The organism is Microbacterium sp. MF43 (genome assembly GCF_012847295.1).
Classification (GTDB): Bacteria; Actinomycetota; Actinomycetes; order Actinomycetales; family Microbacteriaceae; genus Microbacterium.
The window spans coordinates 255,857-271,143 of the sequence record NZ_JABBDY010000003.1; the positions used below are offsets into that span (position 1 = coordinate 255,857).

Here is a 15,287-nt window from a genome sequence, read left to right on the forward strand (position 1 = left end):
CGGATCGCTCAGCCGTCGGCCGGTAGGCTGGGAGGCTGACGTCGCCACCCGACAGGAGAACGCTCACACGACATGGCTGAATACATCTACTCGATGGTCCGCGCCCGCAAGGCGGTCGGAGACAAGCTCATCCTCGATGACGTCACGATGGCGTTCCTCCCGGGGGCGAAGATCGGCATGGTGGGCCCCAACGGAGCGGGCAAGTCGACCATCCTCAAGATCATGGCGGGCCTCGACACCCCTTCGAACGGCGAGGCCAAGCTGACGCCGGGGTTCAGCGTCGGGATCCTCATGCAGGAGCCTGAGCTCGACGAGTCCAAGACGGTGCTCGAGAACATCCAGGACGGCATCGCGATCAAGGCCAAGGTCGATCGCTTCAACGAGATCTCCGCGCTGATGTCGGATCCCGATGCGGACTTCGACGCGCTGCTGGCCGAGATGGGCACCCTCCAGGAAGAGATCGACGCGGCCGATGCGTGGGACCTCGACTCCCAGCTCGAGCAGGCAATGGACGCTCTCCGAACGCCGCCCGGCGAGGCTTCCGTCTCCAACCTCTCCGGCGGTGAGAAGCGCCGCGTCGCTCTCACCAAGCTGCTTCTTCAGAAGCCCGACCTCCTTCTGCTCGACGAGCCCACCAACCACCTGGACGCCGAGAGCGTGCTGTGGCTCGAGCAGCACCTGCAGAAGTACCCCGGCGCCGTGATCGCGATCACGCACGACCGGTACTTCCTCGACAACGTCGCCGAGTGGATCGCCGAGGTCGACCGAGGCCGCCTCATCGGGTACGAGGGCAACTACTCGACCTATCTGGAGAAGAAGGGCGAGCGCCTCGCTATCCAGGGCAAGAAGGACGCCAAGCTCGCCAAGCGGCTGGCCGAAGAGCTCGAGTGGGTGCGCTCCAACGCCAAGGGCCGTCAGGCGAAGTCGAAGGCGCGCCTCGCCCGCTACGAGGAGATGGCCGCCGAGGCCGACCGCACGCGCAAGCTCGACTTCGAAGAGATCACGATCCCGCCGGGACCGCGTCTGGGCAGCATCGTGATCGAGGCGAAGAAGCTGCAGAAGGGCTTCGACGGGCGCTCGCTCATCGACGGCCTGAGCTTCAGCCTCCCGCCGAACGGCATCGTCGGCGTGATCGGACCGAACGGCGTGGGAAAGACCACGCTGTTCAAGACGATCGTCGGGCTCGAGCCGCTCGACGGCGGCGACCTCAAGATCGGTGAGACCGTCAAGATCAGCTACGTCGACCAGTCGCGCTCGAACATCGACCCCAACAAGACGCTGTGGGAGGTCGTGTCGGACGGGCTCGACATCATCACGGTCGGCAAGACCGAGATCCCGTCGCGGGCCTACGTGTCGAAGTTCGGGTTCAAGGGTCCCGACCAGCAGAAGAAGGCCGGCGTCCTGTCGGGTGGTGAGCGGAACCGTCTCAATCTCGCGCTGACCCTCAAGGAGGGCGGCAACCTGCTCCTCCTCGACGAGCCGACGAACGACCTCGACGTCGAGACTCTCCAGTCGCTCGAGAACGCGCTGCTCGAGTTCCCCGGCTGCGCCGTGGTCATCACTCACGATCGGTGGTTCCTCGACCGCATCGCGACGCACATCCTCGCGTACGAGGGCACGGATGAGGACCCCGACAAGTGGTACTGGTTCGAGGGGAACTTCGAGGCGTACGAGGAGAACAAGATCGAGCGCCTCGGTCCGGAGGCGGCCAAGCCCCACCGCTCGGCCTACCGCAAGCTCACGCGTGACTGACGCCGCGGAGGCAGGCGCCGCCGGAGGGCGGCGCCTGCACATCCCCATCCACCTGCGCTGGGGCGATCTCGACGCCTTCAACCACGTCAACAACACGTCCATGCTCAAGCTGCTGGAAGAGGCGCGCGTCCGCGCGTTCTGGCTCCCCGAGCCCGGCGAGACCGCGCCAGACACGGCAGTGCTCGAGTCGAGCATCCTCAGCGGCGTGCTCACGCTCATCGCGCGACAGGAGATCGAGTACCTGGCACCCGTTCCCTATCAGCGGGATCCGCTCGACGTGCAGATGTGGTTCGGGAAGCTCGGCGGCTCCAGCATCGAGGTCTGCTACGAAGTGCGCAGCCCGATCGAGACGGCATCCGACACGCGGCCGCAGACGGTGTATGCGCGCGCGACCACGGTGGTGGTGAAAGTGGATGCCGCGACCGGGCGCCCGCTGAGGCTGTCGGCCGCCGAGCGGGAGGCGTGGACCCCGTACGTGGGAGCCCCGATCGCGTACGCACACCGAGCCTGAAGCGCATCGCGCATGAGCGTGGGCCGCGCGTGAGCGTGGCCTGCTCAGACGGCCTCCGGCTCCGGGACGCGCACCATGATCTCCTGTGCGACGCTCGCCAGCAGCGTGCCGTCCTGCGCGTACACGCGACCGGTCGCGAGGCCGCGGCCGCCCCGGGCGCTCGGAGACTCCTGCACATAGAGCACCCACTCGTCCACCCGCCCGAAGCGGTGCCACCACATCGCGTGATCGAGGCTCGCCACCTTCAGACCGCGGGTCGCCCACGGAATCCCGTGCGCCCGGAGGATCGACTCCTGGATGGTGAGATCGCTCAGGTACGCCAGTGCCGCACGGTGAAGATCGGGGGAGTCGGGGATGGCTCGTCGCACCTTCATCCATACCGCCTGGCTGGGTTCACGCTCACCCTCGACGGAGAGATAGATCGGCGAGGGCACGTGTCGGAGATCCACCGGCCGGTCGGTGAAGAGCCGCTTGGACATGGGGTGGAGCCCGTGAAGGTGCGCTTCGATGTCGGGCAGGTCCTCCGGCCCGGGCAGGCCATCGGGCATCGGCGCATGGTGCTCGATCCCCGGGTCCTCGTCTTGAAAGGAGGCGATCATCGAGAAGATGGGGACGCCCTCCTGGAAGGCCTGCGTCCTGCGTGTCGAGAAGGACCGGCCGTCGTGGATCCGATCGACCGCGAACGTGATGCCTTTCGCGGAGTCGCCCGGTCGAAGGAAGTATCCGTGCATGGAGTGGATGTTGCGACCATCGGGGATCGTGCGGGCGGCGGCGACCATCGACTGGGCGAGCACCTGCCCGCCGTAGACGCGACCGAGCGGCATCGACTGCGAGACGCCGGTGAAGATGTCCTCTGTCGTCCTGGCGTCGGATCCGGCGAGATCGAGCACCGACAGCATCGACGCCACCGGATCGGGGTCGGGCTCCCACTCCGCGTGCTCCACGGATCTCCTTCCGGGGCGGTCTGCCACCCATCGCTCGCTTGGTAGCTTAGGGGGCGATGTCTCCCCGCCTTCTCCTCGCCGACCCCGAGTCCGCCGCCGATGCCCTGACCTTCGCCGGCCGGGCCGATCGGTTCACCGACGAGGCGGTGCGCCTCCAGGCGACGGGCGGCATCCTCGTCATGACCGCCGCCGCGCTGGCCCCCCGGGGGATCGGCGACGCCACACCGACCGTCCTCGCGATGCGGACGCTCGCGGCAGACCCCGAGCTGATGTGCGATCTCGTGGTCGAGGCATCCGCCCTCTCTGCCGCACCGGACGACGCGACGGCGGTGCAGCTTCCCGACACCGCACTCTCACCCGCGTGGGCGGGTGTCGCGCCGCCTCGCTCCGGGTGGAGTGAGCGACCGGGCATCGACGCGTCGGTGCTCGCGGCGAAGGCGCAGGGCGGGATCGCACGCGTGGCAGACGCGGTGCCCACCGACGCCGGGGAAGAGGTGGTGCGGGCGATCCGCGCGTCGGTCTGGGGAGCGCCCGACGACGAGCTCGGCGGCCTCCCGCTGGGGGTCGCCTTCGCCGCCGTGAGCATGGGATTCATCAGCGGATCCGAGACCGCCCGCGTCTACGCGAGCGGCCCGTGGACGCGCGTGTCGCTGCAGCGCGGTCATGTCGTGGTCCGCGGCCCGGTCGCGATCGGGCTCACGCCCGTGCGACGGACGGGCGCGAGCTGAGCCGCAACAGGCGCCCGGGGTCCTAGACAGCCGCGGCCGCCGCGCGCCCCGCGACGCGACCGGAGAAGAGGCATCCGCCCACGAACGTCCCCTCGAGGGCGCGATACCCGTGCACGCCGCCGCCGCCGAAGCCGCTCGCCTCGCCCGCGGCGTAGAGGCCCGGAATCGGCTGACCGCCGACGCCGAGCGCGCGTCCGGAGAGGTCGGTTTCGATGCCGCCGAGGGACTTGCGGGTGAGCACGTGGAGCTTCACCGCGATGAGCGGACCGGACGTGGGGTCGAGGATGCGATGCGGGGTCGCGGTGCGGATGAGCCTGTCGCCCCGATACGACCGCGCCGAACGCAGCATCGCGATCTGCGCGTCCTTGGTGAACTCGTTGTCGATCTCACGATCGCGTGCCTCTACTTCGAACCGCACCCGGTCGCCGTCGAGCAGCTCCCCGCCGGGGAGCGCCTTCATGCCGGCGATGAGCTCGTCGAGCGAGTCGCGCACGACGAAATCCGCCCCCTTGTCCATGAACGCCTGCACGGGACCTGCGGCGCCCTTGCCGAGCCGGGACTTCGCGAGGAGGCGCACGTCCTTTCCCGTGAGGTCGGGGTTCTGCTCGCTCCCGGAGAGCGTGAACTCCTTCTCGACGATCTGCTGCGAGAGCACGAACCAGGAGTGGTCGTGGCCTGTGGCGCGCAGGTGCGCGAGCGTGCCGAGAGTGTCGAAGCCGGGGAAGAGGGGCACCGGCAGGCGCTGGCCTGTCGCGTCGAGCCACAGCGAAGACGGGCCGGGCAGGATGCGTATGCCGTGGTCGGGCCAGACCGGATCCCAGTTCTGGATGCCCTCGACGTAATGCCACATGCGGTCGCCATTGATGAGCCTGGCGCCGGCGGTCTCCGACACGGCCTGCATCGAGCCGTCGACGTAGGCCGGTACGCCGGTGACCATGGTCGCAGGCGCGCTGCCGAGCCGCTCCGGCCACCAGCGGCGGACGAGCTCGTGGTTCCCGCCGATGCCGCCCGACGCGACGATCGTCGCGCCCGCAGCGATCGAGAACGACCCCACCGTCTCGCGAGAGGACGCCACGCCGCGCGCGGCCCCCGACGGCGCGAGGATGTCGCCCTGTGCGCCCGTCACGGCGCCGTCGACGAGCGTGAGAGCCGTCACGCGGTGGCGGGGGAGGATCGTGACGCGCCCCTGCGCCTCGCCCGACTCGACGGCGGCTTGGAAGGGGGCGACGAGACCCGGGCCGGTGCCCCACGTGATGTGGAAGCGCGGGACGGAGTTGCCCGGACCGGTTGCGGTGTACCCGCCGCGCTCCGCCCAGCCGACGATGGGGAAGAAGCCGACGCCCTTCTCGCGAAGCCAGGCGCGCTTCTCATGATGGGCGAACTGCAGATAGGCCTCGGCCCACTGCTTCGGCCAGGTATCCTCGTCACGATCGAACCCGGCTGTGCCGAACCAGTCCTGCCGTGCCAGCTCCAGGGAGTCCTTGATGCCCAGGCGGCGCTGCTCGGGGGAGTCGATGAAGAACAGACCGCCGAAGGACCACCACGCCTGGCCGCCGAGGTTGGAGCGCGGCTCCTGATCGACGATCACGACCCGCTTGCCGGCTGCGATCGCCTCGCTCGCGGCCACCAGGCCGGCCAGGCCCCAGCCGATCACGAGGACGTCCGCGGTGTGCGATGCGGCGGATGCGGTCATGTCGACTCCTTCGTCGGGGTTGGCGGGGTGCGGCGCCTCGTCACGGCGCGGCCGGGTTCAGTCGCTGTCGTCGCTTCGAGCCGGGGGAGCCGGAGACACCGGCGGAGAGGACGGCGTGGCGGTGACGGGCAGTGACGTCGCGGACCGGGATCCGGCCGCCGGGCCGATGCCGGTGGGTTCGAACGTGTTCACCATCGCGTGCGCGGCGCGCTGCAGGTAGTCCCACAGGGTCGCCTCGTGCAGCGGCGAGAGCCCGAGCTCGTCGACCGCGACCCGCATGTGCGCGAGCCAGCGGTCCCGGGCGTCGGGGTTGACGTGGAACGGTGCGTGGCGCATCCGCAGTCGCGGGTGCCCCCGCTGTTCGCTGTACGTCGTCGGTCCGCCCCAGTACTGCTCGAGGAACCCTGTCAGCCGTTCCTTGGCCGGGCCGAGGTCGTCTTCGGGATACATCGGGCGCAGCACGTCGTCGTCCGCCACCCCGCGGTAGAACGCGTCGACGAGGCGCACGAATGTCTCGTGGCCGCCGATCTCGTCGTAGAAGCTCAGTGCGTCTGTCATGGCGTGCTCTTCGTGTCGTCCCCGCCGGCGGTCGGCGGGGTCTTCGGCGTGCGCTTGGGCTTCCAGACCGGGCGGGAGGCCGCGGCCGGCGGGGTGACCGCGGTGGGCTTCGTCTTCGGTGGGTTGGCGCCGCGCACGCGCTGGGCGCCCTCGATCCCGGTCGGCATGATCGTGTTGAGGGCCGGAAGGGTGATGGATGCCTCGTCGAGCGCCTTCTTGACACGCATCCGCAGCTCGCGGGCGACGTCGTCTTTGGCGTTCGCACGGGTCTTCATGACGAGGCGGATCACGAGAGCATCGCCGGAGATCGACTCGAGGCCCCACACCTCGGGCTGCTCCAGGATCCGGGTCCTCCACTTGGCGTCCTTCGCGAGGCCCTTGGCGGTCTCGAGCAGAAGCTTCTCCACCTCGTCGATGTCGGCATCGACCGGGATCGACAGATCGAGGATCACGCGGGACCACCCCTGCGAGAGGTTGCCGATGCGCGTGATCTCGCCGTTGCGGACGTACCAGAGGGTGCCGTTCACGTCGCGGACGTGGGTGACCCGCACGCTGACGTACTCGACGATGCCGGAGGCGAGACCGAGGTCGACGACGTCGCCGATCCCGACCTGGTCCTCGGCGACGATGAAGATGCCGTTGAGGACGTCCTTGACGATGTTCTGCGCCCCGAAGCCGAGCCCCGCGCCGACAGCGGCCGTGAGAAGCGTGAGGGACCCCAGAGCGGTGGGCGCGAGGACGTTGATGATGAGCAGCAGCGCGATGATGACGATCGTCACGTTGACGATGTTCGACAGGATCGAACCGAGCGTGCGGGTGCGCTGCACGAGCCGGACCGACGCGAGAGGCGACCGGTCGAGCGCCTGGGTGTCGTCGACGTTCGCCTTGTTCTTCGCACCCGAGACGATGCGGTTGACGACCCGTCGGATCACCAGGCGCAGGATCCACACGGCGAGGATCGCGCCGATGACGATGCATCCCACCGTCACGATGTTCCAGCCGAACGCGACGAAGAACGCGCCCACTCTCTCCCAGAACTCGGCGGACGTGATGCTCACATCGGTCGGACCGGACGTCGGGGCGGGCGCGCTGGCGAGGGTTGCTTCCATCATCGCCACGATCCTAACGAGGGATGCCTCGGCGACCGCTGAGCGCCGGGCCGAGGTCGCCGTCTGGTGCGCAGCGCATCAGGGGCACCGCTCGCCGCTCGCCCCGACACCGCGGCCTCGCGCACGCCGTGGTTCTGCGCCGTGCTGCGGACGCGGTCCGGGACCACGGTGACACCCCTCCCCGCAGTGCGTCGGGAGGGGTGTCGCCGCTGTGTCCTCGTGGTTCCGGTGCTACTGAGCGTCGCGCTCCTGCACCGACAGCGCGCGCTCGACGCCGGCGAGGTTCTCGGCGACGAGGCGGCGCAGGGCCGGGGCGGCATCGGCATTGGCCTCGAGCCAGGCGCGCGTCGCATCGCGCAGCTCGGGGTTCGCGAGCGGAGCCGGGTACAGGCCGAAGATCAGGTACTCGGCGATCTTGTAGCTCCGCGTCTCCCAGATGGGCAGCAGGGACGCGAAGTACGGCTCGACATACGCACCGAGGAGGGCGCGACCTGCCGGGTTCACGAAGCCGAGCGCCGCAGAGCGCACGATCGTGTTGGGCAGGTCGTCGCTGTCGACGAGCGATGACCACGCGGCGGCCTTGGCCTCGGCGGACGGCAGTGCGGCCTTCGCCTGCGCCGCGAACTCGCCGCCCTTGGCGGTGTTGTCGGCGGCCAGCGCCGCGTCGATGTCCGCCACGGTCACCCTGCCGCCGGCCGCGAGAGCCACGAGCAGCTGCCACGAGAGGTCGGTGTCGATCTCGAGTCCGGGGAAGGCGACCTCGCCGTCGCGCACCTGGCGCACCTTCTCCCACTGCGCGCTCGTTGATGCGGCGCTCGCGAAGGCGGTGACGAACTGCAGCTGGCTGTCGCTTCCCGCCTCGGCTGCCTGCGCGAGCTCCCACAGGGCGTCGGCGACCTTCTGGCGGGTCGCATCGCGCTTCTCGGGCGCGACGTAGGCGTTCGCGGCAAGCTGCAGCTGGGCCAGGGTGGTGCGGACCGTCGTCGACTCCGTCTCGGAGCCGATGTTGCGCAGGACGAGGTCGACGTAGTCGGACGCGGATGCCTCGGCGTCGCGCGTCTGGTCCCATGCCGCGCCCCAGACCAGCGAACGCGCGAGCGGGTCGCTGATCTTGCCGAGGTGATCGATCGCCGTCTGGAGCGAGCGCTCGTCGAGGCGGATCTTCGCATACGCGAGGTCCTCGTCGTTGAGGAGCACGAGATCGGGGCGCTTGTGGCCCTTCAGCTCGGGCACCTCGGTGAGGTCGCCGTCCACGTCGAGCTCGACGTGGTGCACGCGCACGAGGCTGTCGCCGTCGAGCGAGTAGAAGCCGACTCCGAGCCGGTGGGGGCGGATCGTCGGGTAGTCGGCGGGCGCCGTCTGGACGATTGCGAATCGGGTGATCGTTCCGTCGACGTCGGTTGCGATCTCGGGGGAGAGCGTGTTCACGCCGGCGGTCTCGAGCCACTTCATCGACCACGTCGAGAGCTCGCGGCCGCTCGTCGTCTCGAGTTCGGACAGGAGGTCGCTCAGCTCGGTGTTCGACCACTCGTGCTTCTTGAAGTACGCGGCGACGCCCGCGAAGAACTGCTCGATGCCCACCCAGGCCGCGAGCTGCTTGAGCACCGACCCGCCCTTGGCGTAGGTGATGCCGTCGAAGTTGACCTGCACGTCCTCGAGGTCGTTGATCTGCGCGACGACGGGGTGCGTAGAGGGCAGCTGGTCCTGGCGGTACGCCCAGGTCTTCTCCATGGCGTTGAACGTGGTCCACGCCTCGGTCCACTCCGTGGCCTCGGCGGTGGCGATGGTCGACGCCCACTCGGCGAACGACTCGTTGAGCCACAGATCGTTCCACCACTTCATCGTGACGAGGTCGCCGAACCACATGTGGGCGAGTTCGTGGAGGATCGTGACGACGCGGCGCTCCTTGACGGCGTCGGTGACCTTGGAGCGGAACACGTAGGTCTCGGTGAACGTGACCGCGCCCGCGTTCTCCATGGCGCCCGCGTTGAACTCCGGGACGAAGAGCTGGTCGTACTTCTCGAAGGGGTACGCGTAGTCGAACTTGTCCTCGAAGTAGGCGAAGCCCTGACGGGTCTTCTCGAAGATGTAGTCGGCGTCGAGGTGCTGCCAGAGGCTCTTGCGGCCGTAGACGCCGAGCGGGACGACCTTGCCCGAGGCGCTGGTGAGCTCGGAGAACGTCCCCTCGTACGGGCCCGCGATGAGCGCCGTGATGTACGACGAGATGCGCGGCGTCGGCGCGAACGTCCACGTCGCGGTGCCGTCGCCGTGCTTCTTCGGCTCGGGCGTGGGGGAGTTGGAGACGACCTTCCACGGCTCGGGCGCGGTCACCGTGAACTGGAACGTCGCCTTGAGGTCGGGCTGCTCGAAGACCGCGTACATGCGGCGGGAGTCGGGCACCTCGAACTGCGAGTAGAGGTAGACCTCGCCGTCGACGGGGTCGACGAAGCGGTGCAGGCCCTCGCCCGTGTTGGTGTACAGGCAGTCGGCGTCGACGACGAGCTCATTCTCGGCCGCGAGATCGGTGAGGGCGATGCGCGAGTCGCGGAACGCGTCGGCCGGGTCGATCGATCGGCCGTTGAGGGTGATCTCGCGCACTTCCCTGGCGATGAGGTCGATGAAGGTGTCGGCGCCGGCGGTCGCGGCGAAGCGCACGACGGTGCGCGACGCGAAGACCTCGTCGCCCTTCGTCAGGTCGAGGTCCACCTCGTACGAGTGGGTGTCGACGATCGCGCGGCGCTCCTGCGCCTCGATGCGGGTGAGGTTCTCTCCAGGCACTGCAATGCTCCCGTGGGTGAGGGTGGATACCGCGTCGGAGGCGCTGCTGGCGCCGGCGGCAACCGGACCAGCCTATTCCAGCGCCCGGGCGGTGGCGGCGCGTGTGGACGGTTCCGGTCCGACACCCCTCGGCGCGGTGGAAGGATGGGAGGGTGACGTCGGAACCGCAGAACCCCTCCGAGATCTCCCCGAACGACGCCGTCGTTCCGTTCGCCTCGCCGGCCGCGGCATCCGGACCCCCGCATGTGGAGGTCCCGGTCGCGTATGACGCGATCCTCCTCGCCGGCTTCGGAGGACCGGAGGGGCAGGACGACGTCATCCCGTTCCTGCGCAACGTGACGCGGGGGCGGGGGATCCCCGACGAGCGGCTCGAAGAGGTGGCGCACCACTACCGCCACTTCGGCGGGGTGAGTCCCATCAACGCGCAGAACCGGGCACTCAAGGCGGCGCTCGAATCGGAGCTCTCGCGCCGCGGGATCGAGCTGCCCGTGTACTGGGGGAATCGCAACTGGGCCCCGTATCTGGAGGAGGCGGTCCAGGATGCCGCGGCTGCCGGGCACACCAACCTCCTGGGCCTCGCCACGAGCGCCTACTCGTCCTTCTCGAGCTGCCGTCAGTACCGCGAGGACTTCGCCCGTGTGCTCACCGAGACCGGGCTCGCCGGCACCGTGACGATCGACAAGGTGCGCCAGTTCTTCGATCACCCCGGCTTCGTCCAGCCGTTCATCGACGGCGTACGGGACGCAGTGGGGGGCTTCCTCGCCGACGGCCTCGCCCCCGAGGCCATCCGCGTGCTCTTCTCGACGCACAGCATCCCGACTGCCGACGCCGAGCGCTCGGGCCCGCGCGAGGGCGATCCCGCCCATCGCGACTTCGGGGCCGGCGGCGCGTACGCCGCTCAGCACCTCGCCGTCGCAGAGGTGGTCATGGCTGCCGTCGCCGCCGAGATCCCCTCGGCGGCGCGCGTCGGCTGGGAGCTCGTCTACCAGTCCCGGTCGGGCCCGCCGAGCCAGCCGTGGCTCGAACCCGACGTCAATGACGTGATCGCCGACCTGCCCGGCGCGGGCATCGAGGCGGTGGCGATCGTGCCGCTCGGCTTCATGAGCGACCACATGGAGGTCCTGTGGGATCTCGACACGGAGGCGACGGATGCCGCGGCCGAAGCCGGCATCCGGTCCGTGCGCACTCCGACTCCCGGCGTCGATCCGGCCTTCGTCGCGGGACTCGTCGACCTCGTCGAGGAGCGGGTGAACGGCACGCCCGCCGCCGAACGGCCGCACTCCACGCAGCTCGGACCGTGGTTCGACGTGTGCCGCCCCGCCTGCTGCGAGAACATCCGGGCGGGCTTCAAACCGGCCGCCGCTGGTATCGCCCCCTGACTCGACACAGACGCGGGGCGTCATCGCCGCGCTCCTAGGATTGAGCCCATGCGCATCCACATCGCGACCGACCATGCCGGCCTCGAGTTCTCCACCCAGCTGCAGCACCACCTGGCCGCCGCGGGCCACGAGGTGATCGACCACGGTCCGATCGAGTACGACCCGCTCGACGACTACCCGGCCTTCTGCATCCGCGCGGCGAAGGCCGTGGTCCGAGACCAGGCCGCGGGGATCGAGGCGCTCGGCGTCGTCTTCGGCGGCTCGGGCAACGGTGAGCAGATCGCGGCCAACAAGGTCGTCGGCGTGCGCGCCGCGCTCGCGTGGAGCATCGCCACCGCCGAGCTCGCTCGCGAGCACAACGACGCCAACGTCATCGCGATCGGCGCGCGCCAGCACACCTTCGACGAGGCGGTGTCCTTCATCGACCGCTTCATCGACACGCCCTTCTCGGGCGAGGAGCGGCATGCGCGCCGCATCGGGCAGCTCGCCGCGTATGAGCGAGACGGGTCGCTGGAGCCCGACCCGCGGGCGACTCCCGGCCGGCCCGACGTGCTCGACGCCGACGACAGCTCGTTCGACCCCGAGGCCGGCTGAACCGGCGATGCCCGAGGGCCATTCCGTCCACCGCATCGCACGCCAGTTCGACCGCAACTTCGTCGGCCGCGTCGTGACGGCGTCGAGCCCGCAGGGACGCTTCGTCGAGGGCGCCGCGATGATCGACGGCCGTGAGGCGCGGTCGGTGCGCGCCGTCGGCAAGCAGATGTTCCTCGAGTTCGACGACGACCTCTGGCTGCGCGTTCATCTGGGAATGTACGGCGCCTGGGACTTCGCCGGAGAGATCCTGGTCGACCCGACGATCGCGGCGGCGAACGGGCGCATGGGGCAGACCAATCAGCGCGGCACCGACCTCGACAGCCCACCGATCCTCGACGCCGCCGGCGAGAATTCGCTCACGTCGATCGGGGCTCCGCGGCGCACACGGGTGCACGTGCGCATGTCGGAGCAGACGACCGGGCTCCCGGGCGATGGCGAGGAGTGGCCGCCGCCCGTCGTCGGCCAGGTCCGCCTGCGGCTCATGACGGATTCGACGGTCGCCGATCTGCGCGGTCCGACGGCCTGTGAACTGCAGTCTCCCGATCAGGTGGCCGAGACGATCGCGAAGCTCGGTCCGGATCCGCTCGTCGACGACGTCGCCGAGGGCGAGGAGCGCTTCACGTCCGTCGTTCGCCGCAAGCCGACCGCCATCGGACTGCTCCTGATGGACCAGAGCGTGGTCAGCGGCATCGGGAACGTCTACCGGGCCGAGCTGCTGTATCGGGCGCGCCTGAATCCGCACACCCCCGGCCGCGACGTGCCCGAGGAGATCGTGCGCGGGATCTGGCGCGACTGGGTGCGGCTGCTCGCGATCGGCGTCGAGACCGGCCAGATGATGACGATGGACGACCTCGATCCCGACGCGTATCGCAAGGCCATGGCGAACCGCGACGACAGGCATTGGGTGTACCACCGGGCGGGTCTGCCCTGCCGGGTGTGCGGCACCGAGATCGTCGTCGAGGAGGTCGCCACGCGCAAGCTCTACTGGTGCCCGTCCTGCCAGCGCTGAGGCGGATCGGCGGCCGCTCCGGACTCTAGGCTGGGTGCATGCGTCAGAACCCGAGCTTCGCGCTGACGGACGTCGCCGAGCTTCGTCGCCTCATCGACCTGAACCCCTGGATGACCCTGGTCAGCCATGCCGACGGGGGGCTCGTGGCGTCGCACTACGCCGTTCTCCTCGACGAGGGCCGAGATGATCTCACTGTTGTCGGCCACGTCGGCAAGCCCGACGATCTCATCCACGGGCTCGGCGAGCGAGAACTGCTCGTGGTGGTGCAGGGGCCGCACGGCTACATCTCTCCGGGCTGGTACGGCGACGTGCCGAGCGTGCCCACCTGGAACTTCGTGTCGGCGCACCTGGCGGGAGTGCCCGAGCTGCTGTCGCCGGAGGAGAACCTGCGCGTGCTCGACCGGCTGGTCGCACGCTTCGAGGGCGGGATGCTCCAGCCGCGACTCCTCTGGGAGCGGCCGAACGATCCGGACTACGTCACGCGGCTCGAACGCGGCACCGTCGGGTTTCGCCTGACGCCGACGCGCGTCGTCGCCAAGCGCAAGCTCAGCCAGAACCGGCCCGATGAGGTCGTCGAGACGATCATCGCCGAGCTCGAGGCGGGGGCGGGGCCCTACGCCGATCCGCGCCTCGCGCGTGAGATGCGCCGCGACCTCGACACGCGCAGGGCCGCTCGATGAGCGCCGCCCGCGGCGAGAGGCCCGACGTCATCGCCGACGTCCGCCTGACGGGTTCCGAGCGCACCGATCCTTTCGCCGACGACGTCGTGGATGTGCACCTCGCCGACGGGTTCGTCGTCGACGTGGCTCCGGCCGGCGCACTTGCGCGGCGCGGCCTGGTTCTCGAAGGCGGCGGCTCCTGGCTCCTCCCTGGGCTGTGGGACCATCACGTGCACGTCGTGCAATGGGCTCTCGCCGCCCAGCGCGCGCCACTGGGCCACGCCACGTCGGCGGCACACGCCGCCCGGCTCATGAGTGGGGCGCCGATGCTGCCGGACGGACGCCGCATCGGGACGGGATTCCGGGACGCGCTGTGGCCGGACGCGCCGACGACCGACCTGCTCGACGCGGCGACGGGGGAGATTCCCACGTACCTGATCAACGCTGACGTGCACAGCGTCTGGCTCAACTCGGCGGCGCTGCGACGCGAGGGGTTCGACGACGACGGCACCGGGATCCTTCGCGAGGAGCCGGCGTTCGAGGTGTCGCGTCGCCTCAACGCGGTCGCGCCGGAGACTGCCGATCCCTTCGTGGAGCGCATGGCGGCGGATGCCGCGGCTCGCGGTGTCGTCGGACTGGTCGACCTCGACATGGCGTGGAACGAGGACGCGTGGGCTCGGCGCACGCGCGCCGGCTTCGATGTGCTGCGCGTCGAGTTCGGGATCTACCCGCAGTACCTCGACCGGGCGATCGCCGACGGACTGCAGACCGGCGATCCGGCGCGGGGCGGGGCATCCGCTCTCGCTCGCGTCGGCTCGCTCAAGGTGATCACCGACGGCTCGCTCGGGACCCGCACAGCCGCCTGCTCTCACGCGTATCCCGGCGACCCTCACAATCACGGCATGCTGACGGTCGACCTCGCGACGCTCGTCGACCTCATGACGCGCGCGACCGCGGCGGGGATCTCATGCGCGATACACGCCATCGGCGACGTCGCCAACACGCACGCGCTCGACGCCTTCGCCGCGACCGGTGCGTGGGGCACGATCGAGCACGCCCAGCTCGTGGCTCACGCCGACATCCCCCGATTCGCACGACTCGGGGTCGGCGCGAGCGTCCAGCCCGAGCACGCGATCGACGACCGGGACATGACCGACATGATCTGGGCCGATCAGACAGCGCAGCCCTACCCGCTGCGGGCGCTGGCCGACTCCGGCGCGAACCTCCTGTTCGGCTCCGACGCGCCTGTGTCGCCGCTCGACCCGTGGGCGGCGATGGCGTCGGCCGTGTTCCGCACGCGCGACGGCCGGGAGGCCTGGCAGCCGCACCAGAGCGTCGACGCCGCGACGGCGCTGGGCGCCTCGACCCGCGGGGGATCGCTCGCACCGGCGCGCATCGAGCCGGGCATGCCGGCCGACCTCGCACTGTGCGCCCACGACCCGCTCCGCGCCGACGAGGCTCAGCTGCGCGGCATGACGGTGACCGCGACCCTTCTCGGCGGGCGTCTGACGCACGTCGGGTAGCCACCCGCGCGCGAAACCGGGGGTCTGCCCCCGTCGCGGTTCGGGAGGGC

At 69.9% G+C, this 15,287-nt stretch carries 13 protein-coding genes; 8 read left to right on the plus strand and 5 right to left on the minus strand.

From position 1 onward, the window contains the following. Positions 1-72 precede the first annotated feature (72 nt). The gene (ettA, locus tag HF323_RS09625; protein ID WP_169582372.1) at positions 73-1,752 is read left to right on the plus strand and encodes an energy-dependent translational throttle protein EttA; all 1,680 of its coding nucleotides are present in this window, start codon (positions 73-75) and stop codon (positions 1,750-1,752) included. After that, positions 1,745-2,263, plus strand: coding sequence for a thioesterase family protein (locus HF323_RS09630; RefSeq protein ID WP_169582373.1), 519 nt, complete (start codon positions 1,745-1,747; stop codon positions 2,261-2,263). Before ettA ends, HF323_RS09630 begins: the two co-directional genes overlap by 8 nt. Before the next feature lie 44 nt (positions 2,264-2,307). Here HF323_RS09630 and HF323_RS09635 read toward each other — a convergent pair whose 3' ends face one another. Further along, positions 2,308-3,162 carry an acyl-CoA thioesterase II gene (locus tag HF323_RS09635; RefSeq protein ID WP_169582818.1) on the minus strand — a complete coding sequence of 285 codons (855 nt, stop codon included), beginning with the start codon at positions 3,160-3,162 and terminating at the stop codon, positions 2,308-2,310. Positions 3,163-3,263: 101 nt separating this feature from the next. Here HF323_RS09635 and HF323_RS09640 point away from each other — a divergent pair, with 101 nt between their 5' ends. Next, positions 3,264-3,935 (plus strand): hypothetical protein, encoded by a 672-nt coding sequence (locus HF323_RS09640; protein WP_169582374.1) that lies wholly within the window; start codon positions 3,264-3,266, stop codon positions 3,933-3,935. Positions 3,936-3,957: 22 nt separating this feature from the next. On the opposite strand, the gene HF323_RS09645 is transcribed toward HF323_RS09640, so the two are convergent. The 4 genes from HF323_RS09645 to pepN all read right to left on the minus strand — a co-directional run bounded on the left by HF323_RS09645 (position 3,958) and on the right by pepN (position 10,073). Beyond that, positions 3,958-5,628, minus strand: coding sequence for an FAD-binding dehydrogenase (locus HF323_RS09645; RefSeq protein ID WP_169582375.1), 1,671 nt, complete (start codon positions 5,626-5,628; stop codon positions 3,958-3,960). A gap of 57 nt (positions 5,629-5,685) precedes the next feature. Further along, positions 5,686-6,186 (minus strand): globin, encoded by a 501-nt coding sequence (locus tag HF323_RS09650; RefSeq protein ID WP_169582376.1) that lies wholly within the window; start codon positions 6,184-6,186, stop codon positions 5,686-5,688. Next, positions 6,183-7,298, minus strand: coding sequence for a mechanosensitive ion channel domain-containing protein (locus tag HF323_RS09655; protein WP_169582377.1), 1,116 nt, complete (start codon positions 7,296-7,298; stop codon positions 6,183-6,185). Before HF323_RS09655 ends, HF323_RS09650 begins: the two co-directional genes overlap by 4 nt. 228 nt (positions 7,299-7,526) lie before the next feature. Further along, a complete protein-coding gene (gene pepN, locus HF323_RS09660) occupies positions 7,527-10,073 on the minus strand; it encodes an aminopeptidase N (protein WP_169582378.1) in 2,547 nt (848 codons plus the stop codon). Positions 10,074-10,225: 152 nt separating this feature from the next. Between pepN and HF323_RS09665 the strand changes: the two genes are divergently transcribed. The 5 genes from HF323_RS09665 to HF323_RS09685 are packed head-to-tail and all read left to right on the plus strand — an operon-like array spanning position 10,226 to position 15,237. Next, positions 10,226-11,452 carry a ferrochelatase gene (locus HF323_RS09665; protein ID WP_188241685.1) on the plus strand — a complete coding sequence of 409 codons (1,227 nt, stop codon included), beginning with the start codon at positions 10,226-10,228 and terminating at the stop codon, positions 11,450-11,452. Between the two features lie 48 nt (positions 11,453-11,500). Then, on the plus strand, positions 11,501-12,046 hold the full coding sequence (locus HF323_RS09670; protein ID WP_169582380.1) for a ribose-5-phosphate isomerase: 546 nt from the start codon (positions 11,501-11,503) through the stop codon (positions 12,044-12,046). Between the two features lie 7 nt (positions 12,047-12,053). After that, a complete protein-coding gene (locus tag HF323_RS09675; protein ID WP_169582381.1) occupies positions 12,054-13,055 on the plus strand; it encodes an Fpg/Nei family DNA glycosylase in 1,002 nt (333 codons plus the stop codon). A gap of 38 nt (positions 13,056-13,093) precedes the next feature. Continuing rightward, positions 13,094-13,735: an FMN-binding negative transcriptional regulator gene (locus HF323_RS09680; protein ID WP_169582382.1), complete on the plus strand. Its 642-nt coding sequence runs from the start codon at positions 13,094-13,096 to the stop codon at positions 13,733-13,735. Continuing rightward, positions 13,732-15,237: an amidohydrolase family protein gene (locus HF323_RS09685; RefSeq protein ID WP_169582383.1), complete on the plus strand. Its 1,506-nt coding sequence runs from the start codon at positions 13,732-13,734 to the stop codon at positions 15,235-15,237. The genes HF323_RS09680 and HF323_RS09685 overlap by 4 nt, the downstream gene beginning before the upstream one ends. Positions 15,238-15,287: the final 50 nt, after the last annotated feature.